14 protein-coding genes are annotated in these 12,123 nt (G+C 41.9%); 8 read left to right on the top strand and 6 right to left on the bottom strand.

The window, feature by feature from the left end:
- Positions 1 to 251: 251 nt before the first annotated feature.
- A complete protein-coding gene (orn, locus tag NWQ57_RS13540; RefSeq protein ID WP_306022688.1) occupies positions 252 to 797 on the bottom strand; it encodes an oligoribonuclease in 546 nt (181 codons plus the stop codon).
- A gap of 112 nt (positions 798 to 909) precedes the next feature.
- Here orn and rsgA point away from each other — a divergent pair, with 112 nt between their 5' ends.
- The 4 genes from rsgA to NWQ57_RS13520 all read left to right on the top strand — a co-directional run bounded on the left by rsgA (position 910) and on the right by NWQ57_RS13520 (position 4,513).
- A complete protein-coding gene (gene rsgA / locus NWQ57_RS13535; RefSeq protein WP_306022687.1) occupies positions 910 to 1,944 on the top strand; it encodes a small ribosomal subunit biogenesis GTPase RsgA in 1,035 nt (344 codons plus the stop codon).
- A gap of 123 nt (positions 1,945 to 2,067) precedes the next feature.
- Complete coding sequence (gene asd / locus NWQ57_RS13530) at positions 2,068 to 2,928, top strand: archaetidylserine decarboxylase (RefSeq protein ID WP_306022686.1); 861 nt, start codon at positions 2,068 to 2,070, stop codon at positions 2,926 to 2,928.
- A gap of 3 nt (positions 2,929 to 2,931) precedes the next feature.
- Positions 2,932 to 3,801, top strand: a complete 870-nt coding sequence (locus NWQ57_RS13525; RefSeq protein ID WP_306022685.1) for a DMT family transporter — start codon at positions 2,932 to 2,934, stop codon at positions 3,799 to 3,801.
- A 4-nt stretch (positions 3,802 to 3,805) separates the two neighbouring features.
- Complete coding sequence (locus NWQ57_RS13520) at positions 3,806 to 4,513, top strand: glycerophosphodiester phosphodiesterase family protein (protein WP_306022684.1); 708 nt, start codon at positions 3,806 to 3,808, stop codon at positions 4,511 to 4,513.
- On the opposite strand, the gene NWQ57_RS13515 is transcribed toward NWQ57_RS13520, so the two are convergent.
- The 5 genes from NWQ57_RS13515 to gpmI all read right to left on the bottom strand — a co-directional run bounded on the left by NWQ57_RS13515 (position 4,497) and on the right by gpmI (position 9,576).
- Entirely contained in the window at positions 4,497 to 4,907 is a 411-nt protein-coding gene (locus NWQ57_RS13515; RefSeq protein WP_306022683.1) for a MerC domain-containing protein, read from the bottom strand. The genes NWQ57_RS13520 and NWQ57_RS13515 overlap by 17 nt on opposite strands.
- A gap of 108 nt (positions 4,908 to 5,015) precedes the next feature.
- The gene (locus NWQ57_RS13510) at positions 5,016 to 5,972 is read right to left on the bottom strand and encodes a DUF808 domain-containing protein (protein ID WP_306022682.1); all 957 of its coding nucleotides are present in this window, start codon (positions 5,970 to 5,972) and stop codon (positions 5,016 to 5,018) included.
- A gap of 13 nt (positions 5,973 to 5,985) precedes the next feature.
- A complete protein-coding gene (locus tag NWQ57_RS13505) occupies positions 5,986 to 6,765 on the bottom strand; it encodes a divergent polysaccharide deacetylase family protein (RefSeq protein ID WP_306022681.1) in 780 nt (259 codons plus the stop codon).
- Between the two features lie 116 nt (positions 6,766 to 6,881).
- The gene (locus NWQ57_RS13500; protein WP_306022680.1) at positions 6,882 to 8,057 is read right to left on the bottom strand and encodes a murein hydrolase activator EnvC; all 1,176 of its coding nucleotides are present in this window, start codon (positions 8,055 to 8,057) and stop codon (positions 6,882 to 6,884) included.
- A complete protein-coding gene (gene gpmI, locus NWQ57_RS13495; protein ID WP_306022679.1) occupies positions 8,041 to 9,576 on the bottom strand; it encodes a 2,3-bisphosphoglycerate-independent phosphoglycerate mutase in 1,536 nt (511 codons plus the stop codon). Before gpmI ends, NWQ57_RS13500 begins: the two co-directional genes overlap by 17 nt.
- 211 nt (positions 9,577 to 9,787) lie before the next feature.
- Between gpmI and NWQ57_RS13490 the strand changes: the two genes are divergently transcribed.
- Genes NWQ57_RS13490 through gpsA form a run of 4 tightly spaced genes read left to right on the top strand, consistent with a single transcriptional unit; the run spans position 9,788 to position 12,028 of the window.
- Complete coding sequence (locus NWQ57_RS13490) at positions 9,788 to 10,213, top strand: rhodanese-like domain-containing protein (protein WP_306022678.1); 426 nt, start codon at positions 9,788 to 9,790, stop codon at positions 10,211 to 10,213.
- 13 nt (positions 10,214 to 10,226) lie between these two features.
- On the top strand, positions 10,227 to 10,484 hold the full coding sequence (gene grxC, locus NWQ57_RS13485; protein ID WP_306022677.1) for a glutaredoxin 3: 258 nt from the start codon (positions 10,227 to 10,229) through the stop codon (positions 10,482 to 10,484).
- A 26-nt stretch (positions 10,485 to 10,510) separates the two neighbouring features.
- Positions 10,511 to 11,017 carry a protein-export chaperone SecB gene (secB, locus tag NWQ57_RS13480; RefSeq protein WP_306022676.1) on the top strand — a complete coding sequence of 169 codons (507 nt, stop codon included), beginning with the start codon at positions 10,511 to 10,513 and terminating at the stop codon, positions 11,015 to 11,017.
- Positions 11,018 to 11,029: 12 nt separating this feature from the next.
- Positions 11,030 to 12,028, top strand: a complete 999-nt coding sequence (gene gpsA, locus NWQ57_RS13475; RefSeq protein ID WP_306022675.1) for an NAD(P)H-dependent glycerol-3-phosphate dehydrogenase — start codon at positions 11,030 to 11,032, stop codon at positions 12,026 to 12,028.
- The last annotated feature ends 95 nt before the right edge of the window (positions 12,029 to 12,123 follow it).

Below are 12,123 nucleotides of genomic sequence, written 5' to 3'. Positions count from 1 at the left end.
GAACTCGCGACCCCAACCTTGGCAAGGTTGTGCTCTACCACTGAGCTATTCCCGCATAAGATGGCTTGTTTTGCTTTGGTGTGAGGCCTTGTCACCTCAACCGGACGCGCATTTTACAAAAATATTTTATTGATGCAAGCGCTAATTTTAAAATATTTACAAAACACGAACTTTTTTGAATTGAATGGGTAAATTTCCAACGAACTGGCCGAATCATATTCAACCAGCCGTCAAAAGGCTTGCTGAGTCCTTTAAATACTAAAAACGTGCTGACGGTAATAAACCATCTCGGCGATTGATTCGCGAATATCGTCTAAGGCTAGGTGCACCCCTTTTTTCTTAAACCCGCTTAACGTTTCGGGCTTCCAGCGTCTCGCTAATTCTTTAACTGTACTGACATCGATATTGCGGTAATGAAAATACGCTTCGAGTTGTGGCATGTACTTCACCATAAAGCGACGGTCTTGACCGATAGTATTGCCACACATTGGTGACTGCCCCTTATCAACGTAATTTTGTAAAAATTCTATGGTCAATGCACTCGCTTGCTCAATATCAACCTTACTTTGCCGACATCGTGCGGTTAAACCTGACTTTCCATGAGTATCAACACACCATTGATCCATATTGTTTAACACGGAATCAGGTTGATAGATGGCTAAAACAGGGCCTTCTGCGAGTATGTTCAAATTTTTGTCTGTGACGATGGTGGCAATTTCGAGCACTACATCAGTTTCAGGGTGTAAGCCTGTCATCTCCATATCTACCCACACCAAGTTGTCATTATTTATTGTCATACGGGCTCCGAAACCAGATTTAAGCGAAAAAGGTAAAAACTATCGGTATGCAGATAGTAGTTCAAACGGTAACATGTAAGCAGAAATTGCGCCAAATAAAGTAAAGCGAATCGTGGCAAAAAAACCAAAACTTACTAATCAACAAAAACGTCAAGTCTCTAGCAATCGTGTGCGCAGAATGGCGACCACAAGACCAGCAAGTGAATTAGATGACAATCAGTTAGGAGAGCAACAAGCAGGCAAAGTGATTGGCCGCTTTGGTAAACATGCTGATGTTGAAGACAGCCAAGGTAAGGTGCATCGTTGTCACATGCGTCGTACAATAGTTAGTGTCGTGTGCGGAGATAATGTGCTGTTTAGACCGGGCAAAGATCTGACCCTAAATGTGGCCGGGGTTATTGAAGCTGTCGAAGATAGAAAAACAATCCTGACGCGCCCTGATTACTATGATGGGGTCAAGCCCGTTGCCGCCAATATCGATCAGATCATTATTGTCAGTTCAGTCATACCGAGCCTTTCTTTAAACATTATCGACCGCTACTTAGTCGCTTCTGAAGATGTAGGTATAACACCTGTTATTTTGCTTAATAAGGTCGAGCTACTGAGTGATTCAGAGCGACACGACGTTGAACAGCAACTCGATATTTACCGTAAAATTGGCTACCAAATCGTTTATACCAGTTGCCTTACCTTGACTGGTTTAGATGAACTCTCTCGCTGTTTAAAAGATAAAACCAGCGTATTTGTGGGCCAATCTGGTGTGGGTAAATCCAGCCTAATTAATGCTTTATTACCTGATGCTGATGAAGCGATTGGTGATATTTCAGATAATTCTGGTTTAGGCCAACACACTACAACCGCGGCTAAACTGTTGCGTTTTGAATTAGGCGGAGAATTAATAGACTCTCCTGGCGTGCGTGAATTTGCACTGTGGCATCTTCCAATTGAACGGTTGACCTATGGTTTTAAAGAATTCAGAGACTATCTTGGTGGTTGTAAGTTTAGAGATTGCAAACATGCAGATGATCCTGGATGCATCATTCGAAAAGCAGTTGAAAATGGCGAAATTAGCGCACAGCGCTTTGACAATTACCACAAAATACTGAGTAACATGGATGAACTTCGTCCGGCTCACATTAAAATTTAAGAGGTAGACCAGACTGTGATAAACAATACTAGCATATAGCCTAATTGACTTAGTGACTGTGCGAAAAATTGTCTTATTAGGGTACAATCCGCCTCGGATAAATTTATATTTTAAGGTGTTACTTTGTTCGATTCGTTAAAAATTGCTCTGCAGTACATAATGCCCAAGCATTTACTCTCTCGATTGGTTGGTTACTTAGCAGCAGCTCAAGCAGGCGCGATCACGACTGGTTTAATTAAGCTTTTTATTAAACAGTACAACGTGAATATGTCAGAAGCCCTGCACTCAGACCCAGAGCATTATCGTTGTTTCAACGACTTCTTCACCCGTGAATTAAAACCTGATGCTCGATCAATTTGTGAGGGCGAGCAAAACCTAGCAATGCCGGTAGACGGTGCTGTAAGCCAACTTGGCGACATCAAACATGACAGTATTTTTCAAGCTAAGGGTCATGACTACAGTTTAACGACTTTATTAGGCGGTAAACCCGATATTGCAGCTCCCTTTAAAGATGGAAAATTTGCTACGGTATATTTGTCGCCTAAGGATTACCATCGCATTCATATGCCGTTAGATGGCACCTTAACCGACATGATCTATGTACCGGGTGAGCTCTTCTCAGTTAGCCCTTTGACAGCGCAAAGAGTGCCAGGACTATTCGCACGTAATGAACGTGTAGTCGCTATTTTCGACACTGAGATTGGCAAGTTTGCTATGGTCTTAGTGGGCGCAACTATCGTAGCAAGTATAGAAACCGTGTGGGCTGGTACAGTGAGCCCTCCTGCAGGTAAAAACGTTCAGCATTGGCAGTATCCGCTTGAAGGTGAACATGCCGTTCATTTGAAAAAGGGTGAGGAAATGGGGCGCTTTAAACTCGGGTCAACTATTGTGGCTTGCTTTGAAGCAGATTCAATCGAATTTTCAGACTTAGCTGAAGGTGATCCAACACGTCTTGGTGAATTGTTCGCAACGATATCGAAGTAAGTCGTGGATCCCGTTAAAAAGAGCCTGTGGTCGTTACACATCACAGTGGTACTGCTTGGCGCCACAGCGCTATTTTCAAAAATAATTCCTCTATCTTCCGTTGATATTACATTTGGACGGGCGGTTATCGCCTGTTTAATGTTGTTTTGTATTGTAAAACTGAGCGGCGGTAAAATCCGTTTAAACAGTGGAAAAGACTACCTTGTTGCCATAGCACTAGGGGTATTAATGGCGTCCCATTGGGTCAGTTATTTTGCGGCTATGCAGTATTCGTCTGTCTCGGTAGGAATGATAGCCCTCTTTACTTTCCCTGTCATAACGGTGTTACTCGAGCCCTTTTTTGAGGGCATTCGATTAGTGTGGCAGGACTTATTGAGTGCCGCTGTGGTATTTTTTGGCATTTATCTCATTGTTCCTGAAATAAGTATGGATAATGACATCACCCTTGGTATTGTTGTAGGTGTTGGTTCGGCATTTTTGTACGCTATACGTAACCTAATGATGCGTAAGTATTTTTCGCATTATTCTGGCGCCCATTCAATGGCGTATCAGACCTTAATTATTGTATTGTGTTTGAGCTTTTTTGTGAGTCCTAATATCGTAGCAGCTAGCCAGCAAACCTATATTTGGCTTGCAGTGCTTGGCACACTTTTAACCGCTCTCCCTCACACTTTGATCGCTACCAGTTTGAAACATTTGCGAGCCAAAACCTTTTCTTTGGTTGCCTGCATGCAGCCTCTGTATGGCGTTATTCTCGCTATCCTTATCTTGGATGAGCAACCGACATGGCAAACATTTGTCGGCGGGCTACTGGTTATTTCAGCGGCTATATACGAAACTATTAACGCTCAGAAACTCCACAATAAGTCCTAATACTATGCAAATTTTTGCACATCGCGGTGCTAGTGCGGAAGCACCAGAAAACACCTTGTTAGCCATTGCAAAAGCACTTGAGTATCAAGTAGATGGCATTGAAATTGATGTTCATCAAATTGGTCAAGAGTTGGTGGTTATCCATGATAGATGGGTGCAAAGAACGACCAATGGAAAGGGCCTCGTCGCTAACTTAGACTTCAAGCAATTGCGCTCTTTCGATGCGGGCTTAGGTCAGCAAGTGCCTACCTTATGGGAAGTAATGATATTGGTTGCTGGGCAATGTAATTTAAATATTGAGATAAAGGGCCTACAAGATACCTCCATTCTGTTTTCTATTATGGCAAAAGCCGAACAAGAACTTGGTTTTACTACTGAGCAACTTATTGTGTCTTCGTTCGATCATCATTTGCTTAGTCAGATAAAAACGCTCAAGCCAGAAACTCAAATTGGCGCTTTAACGGCCAGTAAACCGATAAAATATGCAGAATTTGCAGCCGAGCTAGGCGCATTTTCAGTCAATGCCGACATGGCGTTTTTAGATGAGGCGTTTGTGCTAGATGCTCACCGACGGGGCTTGAAAGTATTTGTTTACACAGTAGACGAACCAGAAGATTTAGCGCAGTTATATCGTTGGAATGTAGATGGAGTATTTTGCAATAAGCCCAGGGCGGCTAAAAACTATATTAGGTCTATTAGCTCTCAGAAGTAGAACAACTTGATTCACAACTGCGGCAGCTTCTACACAGCTTAATATTGGCCACGTGAGCACCAACAATTAGCATTGCCCCAACAGCAATTGTAAAGGGCTCATAGGCATCTCCAAACATACCTTTGTTCCAATAGATTAAGCCGCCAAGTACGAGACTATACAAAGGATAAAGCTGGCGATGGTAACGATAGAAACCTGACAACAATGCCCAAAACCCAACTATCATTGAAATTGACAAGATGGTTCTTTCAAACCAATTTTGAGCAAAAAAACTGGCGCTAACCAAAGGTATAAGCGGAATAAGAATCGGCAATGACAAACAATGCACAGCACAAAGGCTAGATGCCCAAATGCCTAGTTTGTCTAATAGCGTTTTATCGGTATTAATTTGCATGAACTTTCGCCTCACCTAAGTAGAACGTTATAATATAACATTACTTGGCAAAATCAAGGCTTACCGCAAAAAATAGCCTTGAGAGAAAGCAACAAGTCAAAAGCCTGGCTAAGCAGCCTTATCGTTTTTGTGACTTATGTTTGAATAGAGCCTTTGACCTAGCGTTACCACTATTAAAACGATGATGCCCGCGAGGATCCCAATCACTCCTTCACTGGCAATAGGAACGACGCTTGATAATATATTGATGTTGGCCACACTCTCTTTGATTGGCTCTAAAAGATGATGTAAATAAGCGATACTATGCACCAAAATACCGCCGCCCACTAAAAACATGGCCGCAGTACCGATATAAGATAACGCCTTCATTAGAAGGGGGGCAACGATGAGTAAACCTCTACCCAACCAGCGTTGCAGTGCACTAAAAGAGCTTGTGATTGAGCGTCTCAGCAAAAATAGGCCTAAGTCGTCTAACTTAACAATACCAGCAACAATACCGTACACCCCTACGGTTATTGCGATAGCGAGTAATGATAAAACACTCAGTTGGGTTACGAACGAGGCCTCTTGTACTGTACCCAATACTATTACCACTATTTCTGCAGAGAGGATAAAGTCGGTACGAATCGCGCCTTTTATTTTGTCTTTTTCTAATTCAACTAAGTCAACCGTCGGGTCTGCAATGGCTTCTAACTTTTTAGCATGTTCCACATCTCTCTCATGTTTATCGTGACTAAGGTAGTGATAAATTTTCTCAACTCCTTCAAAACAAAGGTACAAACCACCGGCAACCAGTAACACTGTTATCAGCCAAGGAACAAAGGCACTTATTAATAATGCGGAGGGAACCAAGATGAGTTTATTTAAAAAAGAGCCTTTTGCCACGGCCCATACTACTGGCAACTCGCGGTCAGCTTTTACGCCTGAAACTTGTTCAGCATTTAAGGCTAAGTCATCACCTAACACTCCTGCCGTTTTACTTGCAGCGGTTTTTGACAATACAGCGACATCATCTAGTAGAGTGGCAATATCATCGATGAGGGCAAGTAAATTTGCTGCTGGCATAGTTATTCCTTATTTATTGTGTCGCGACAAAGTCGTCCGAGTTAACTGTTTCGCTTTTTGCGACATAACGTTGCTCAATAATCATGTCACTTAATTTGACCAACTTAATACCTTGAGATTCGATAGTTGGCAATTGTTCTTTTAAAAATTGTAGGGTTTGTGGATAAGGATGGGCTATACCCACGGCTTGGCCATGTTTTTTTGCTAGGCTTATCAAACGGTTAAATTGTTTTTGGATATTTGGTAAGTCCGCGACGTGATCCAAGAACACATCTCTTTTAGTGGCTAACACACCATAGTCATGGGCGATCTTCTCGGCTCGGCTAAAATGCGTGGTACGGCTATCAACAAAATATAAACCGTGTTTAAACAAAAAAGACATGGTTTCTTTCATGGGAGCTTCAAGTTGTGTCAGTCGACTCCCCATATGATTGTTAAGCCCAGTCGCAAATGGCACCGATGCCAGTGCATTTGTTAAGGTTGAGCTAATTTGTTCATCTGTCATTCCTGCCACTAACGAGGCTTCTTCTTGTTTGATACCCGCTAATGACTCCATCGGCATATGGATAATCACTTCTCGACGCTGATTTAAAGCACGTTCAGAAAAAAAACCAGAGAGTGGCTTATTAGGCAAAATGGCAAAGGTCACATTAAGTGGCAAGTCAAACGCAGCCGCCTCGTGTTTGTTGTTGCCGATATCATCAATGATCAAGGCAATGTTTGCCGCCTTCGACACAGGAAGAATATAAAAAACGAGCAGTGAAATAATAAAAAGGGTTTTATAGATTTGCATCTTCTATTGTTTTTAATCCAGAGCTTGTCAGTGGGTACTGTGACTTTTTTACTAACGGGAGACAACGTAAAATTTTAATAGACTTACTAAAATGAAACCAATAGCAGAAGAAGCACTTATAACTTCAACCAAGTCGTAGGATTAACAGGCTGTCCTTTGTGCCTGATCTCGAAATACAGGTTTGGGTAACTTTGGCCACCACTTTGACCGAGCAATGCGATAGTTTCACCTGCATCAACAATATCACCAGCTTGTTTTAATAAGGCCTGATTATGCCCGTAAAGACTCATATAACCATCCCCATGATCTAAAACAGTGACCAAACCAAAGCCACGTAGCCAATCTGCATAAAGCACCTTACCTTGATGAACAGCAATTACCGCACTGCCTACTTCGCCTTTGATAATAATGCCTTTCCACTTAATTTGGCCTTGTCTGATTCGACCAAACATTCTCATCAATTCACCTTTGGCCGGTGTAAGCAACTTACCCTTCGCCCTACCTAGGCCAGCAAAAGTCTGCTTTTGTTTTTCTGCTTCTCTTTGCGCTTTTGCTAAAGCATCTTGCAAGCTTTTCTCGTTTTGTTGCAGTATTTCAATTTTCGCCTCATCAGATTCGATAGCACTTCGAATACTCGCTAAGGTTGCTTCTCTTGTGGCTTTTCCCTCAGTGAGTTCTATTTGCTGCGCGTTTTGGTCAACTTGCAAACTGCGCAATTCTGCTTGTTTTTGCTCTAATTGAAGGTTTACTGATTCGAGTTCAGATACAAGTAGCCTAAACTCGTCTATTTTGGTTTTTCTTTCGGTGTTTAAATATTGATAATAGGTAATCGTTCTTTCAAAATTTGCTGCATCCCGTTGATTTAACAACATTTTGGCGAAATCGTAGTTACCTGTCATGTAAGCGCTTTTTATCAACTTTGCTAAACCCTTTTGTTGTTGTTGAACTTGGCTTTGCACTGTCTCACGTTTTTCAGCAAGGGAACTACGTTGATTATTATTGTCTACTAATGCAGCTTGGGTCTTTTTTAAGGCTTTCACTGTGTTTGCAATGTTCACTTCTGAGCGTTCTAATTGTATTTGAAGCTTTTTCGCCTCTTGGAGCTGTTTAGCGACTTGTTCTTTTTTTGCTTTTATTTGCTCTTGAATCGCTTGAAGATCTTGCTGTTGTTGTGCCCAGGAAATTGAGCTACCTAAAAAGCATGTCAGCAGTAAGAAGGCACCTAATAAAGGTGTCTTCCTGAACTGATTATTGATGGATGGCATAGAGGTATGGCTAGTCCAAGGTGACAATCGGTTTTCCCGTCATTTCCTTTGGCTGCTCCATTCCCATTAAGTGCAACATCGTAGGCGCTACGTCACTTAAAGTACCTCCGCTACGCGCAGTGGTATGACGCTGCCCTACATGAATAAAAGGCACTAATTCACTGGTATGAGCCGTATGAGCCTGACCAGTTGATTCGTCTTGCATTTGTTCTGCATTGCCATGATCAGCCGTAATTAGACAATCACCATCATTACGTTCAATTGCACTCACTACTCGACCAACACAGGCATCAACGGCTTCACAAGCCTTAACGGCGGCATCAAAATTACCTGTATGTCCGACCATATCTCCGTTCGGATAGTTACAAATCACCACATCATACTTGCCTGAATCAATAGCCTCGACCAACTTGTCGGTGAGTTCTGCTGAATTCATTTCTGGCTGCAGGTCATAAGTCGCAACCTTAGGAGAGGGGATCAGGATACGCTCTTCACCATCATATAATTCTTCTCTGCCACCACTATAGAAAAACGTAACATGGGCATATTTTTCAGTCTCGGAGATCCGTAATTGAGTTTTATTGTGTTGAGCTAACCAATCCCCCATTACATTGACTAAAGGAACAGGCGGATAAGCACTCGGCGCGTCTATACTATCGGCATATTGCGTTAACATCACAAACGCACTTAGTTTGATATGATTTGATTTCGCAAACTCTTTAAAGTCTGGCTCAACAAAAGGACGGGTAATTTCTCGAGCACGGTCGGCCCTGAAATTCATAAAAAATAATGCATCGCCATCTTTTAGTGGCACAGATTCACCAATGACTGTGGCTTGCATAAATTCGTCATTTTGTTCTCTTGCATAAGACGCTTCCAGCCCTTCTATAGCCGAATCCACTTGATGAAGTCCTTGGCCAAGCGCAATAACCTTATAAGCGGCTTCAACTCTATCCCAACGCTCATCACGATCCATCGCATAATAACGACCCACTAAGCTAGCGGTTTTACCGACGCCCAGCTTTTCAAATAGCTTATCCATGGCAAGTAGTGATGCTTTAGCGCTTCTTGGTGGCGTGTCGCGACCGTCTAGAAAAGCGTGTAAATAGAGCTTCTTGGCACCGCGTTTTACCGCCATTTCTAAAATTGCAACAATATGATCCTCATGGCTATGCACACCACCAGGAGACAGCAGCCCCATAACATGTACCGCTTTGTCTTGTTCGATCGCTTTATCCATATTTTCGACCAGCACTGGATTAGTAAAAAAATCCCCATCGCTAATCGCTTTAGTGATGCGTGTGAAATCTTGGTAAACAACTCGTCCAGCACCTAAATTGACATGCCCTACTTCTGAGTTGCCCATTTGACCGGGGGGTAAACCGACGTCCAAACCAGAACCTGAGATTAATGTATGGGCATACTTGCTCTTTAGTCCATCTAATACCGGTGTATTGGCATGTGCAATTGCGTTGCTCGTCTTATCTTCACGGTATCCCCAACCATCTAGGATGATTAATGCTGTCGTTTTCTTACCTTGACTCATATTGTAAATCCCCAAAATTTAACCCGATAAGTAATATTAACCTGTTGCAGGTTGCAACGTCACGACCAAATACAATTAAAAACCAAATGCTTAACCATAACTTATTCTACTATGTTGAATTGAGGCTGACTGAGGGCTGGTTTCCCACGACAAAATCTATATACTTTGCACTCTTTTTTTCCATGTAAATCTTCTATAAGGCTAAGCTGTTATGGATCAAGTAATTGAATTTGCAACCAATCATTACATATTGTCGGCTGTATTTGCCGGACTTGTAATAGCGTTAATTTATTCTTTTTTTGCTAGTGCATTATCACCACTAAAGGAAATTACAACTCATGAAGCTACTTTGTTAATAAATAAGCAAGATGCCGTTGTACTCGATGTTAGACCTGCAGCGGAGTTTAAAAAAGGTCATATTTTGGGTTCTAAGCAAGTAAAAAGCGAATTGTTAACTAAAGGCGACTTTACCAGCCTTGAAAAACACAAAGGGACACCCATTATTGTTGTATGCAATATGGGAATGACAGCTAAACGTACTGCTTCTCAAATGTTAAAAGCTGGCTTTGAAAATGTGACTGTTTTAAAAGGTGGCATAAGTGCTTGGCAAGGCGCCAACTTACCAACAGCTAAATAATTAAGGTATTTTTGTGAGCAAAGTTGAAATTTATACGAAGGGGCATTGCCCGTATTGTCATCGCGCAAAAGCGCTTCTGACACAAAAAGGTGTTGAATTTAGTGAGTTCAAAATAGATCAGCAACCTGAGTTGAGACCCACAATGATTGAAAGAGCAAACGGTGGAACGACCGTCCCTCAGATTTTTATTAACAATCAACATATTGGCGGTTGTGACGACATGTTTGCCTTAGAGTCACAGAATAAACTTGACGGTTTACTCGCTAACTAATTATTTTTTATCAAAGGAATCGCCCCATGGCTGACGAAAACAACATTAACGAAACTGCAGCTCAAAACGCAAATTCAGCACCACAATTTTCTATTCAACGCATTTATACTAAAGACATCTCTTTTGAAACACCTAATTCACCAGACATTTTCAAAAAAGAATGGAAGCCTGAAGTTCAATTAGATTTAGACACCCGTAGCAATAAGATCGATGAAGACTTATATGAAGTCGTCTTAGCTGTAACAGTGACAGCGAAAATCGGTGAAGAAACCGCTTTTTTGTGTGAAGTTCAACAAGCTGGGATCTTTACTATTGGCGAAATGCCAGAAGCGAATAAAGCCCATATGATGGGTTCATTCTGTCCAAATACTTTGTTTCCTTATGCCCGTGAAACCATTTCTAATCTTGTAAATCGCGGTACCTTCCCAGCACTAAACTTAGCACCTGTTAATTTTGACGCCATCTTTGCGGCATACATGCAGAAGCGTGCTCAGCAGTCACAAGAAGCTCAGCCAACTAAGTTAGATGCGTAGAACAATTTAAACATGAAACAATCCGTTTCGGTATTAGGGGCAGGCTCTTATGGCACTGCCCTTGCTTTTTGCCTAGCCCGTAATGGTATCGAAACCTATTTATGGGGTAGAGATTCCAAGCAAATGGAAGCTATGGCAAGTGCTCGATGTAATGCACGTTATTTGCCTGATGCTAAATTTCCTGACGCTTTACACATTGTTACAGATCTTAGCGAAGCCGTGAACCTTAGTACCGATTTGTTGGTTGTTACACCTAGCCATGCTTTTTCTGAATTGTTACGCCAAATCAAACCCCTCTTGAATATTCAACACCGTCTTATTTGGGCGACTAAAGGTTTAGAGCCTGAAACTGGCCGTCTATTGCAAGATGTTGCCTTAGATATATTGGGAGATAAGATCCCTCTTGCAGCATTGTCTGGGCCTACCTTTGCTAAAGAAATGGTAGCCGGTTTACCCACTGCGATCTCTTTATCGTCTACCGATGATCAACTCGCCCAAGATTTTGCCAATAAGTTACATTGCGCTAAAACTTTTCGTGTTTATCGTAACAACGATTTTATTGGAATTCAGTTAGGTGGTGCAGTAAAAAATGTCATTGCCATTGGAGCCGGTTTAGCTGACGGTCTCGGATTTGGCTCTAACGCCCGTACTGCTTTGATTACCCGAGGCTTGGCTGAATTAACACGATTAGGCATAAAACTAGGGGCACAACCACAAACCTTTATGGGTATGGCAGGCCTAGGTGATTTAGTGTTAACTTGCACCGATAACCAATCTCGCAACCGTCGTTTCGGCTTAGCTTTAGGCAGAGGTTTAAGTATTGATCAAGCTATGGAAGAAATAGGACAAGTTGTTGAGGGCTATCAGAATACCAAAGAAGTTAAAATTTTATCTACAAGAGTAGGTGTAGAACTCCCTATTTGCGAACAAATTTATCAGGTGCTGTACAACGGTAAATCTCCTAAAGAAGCGGCCTTAGCTTTACTAGGAAGAGACCAGACTTTCGAATAACCTCCTTTACAACCGTGGTAAAGATATCTTGCTACGCCTTAACCCACCTCGTCTGAGTATGTGACTCAATATATCTATCATATAAATTCGTTATA

This window comes from Paraglaciecola sp. (assembly GCF_030730205.1).
Lineage (GTDB): Bacteria > Pseudomonadota > Gammaproteobacteria > Enterobacterales > Alteromonadaceae > Paraglaciecola.
This window is presented reverse-complemented; position numbering and strand designations above follow the sequence as displayed.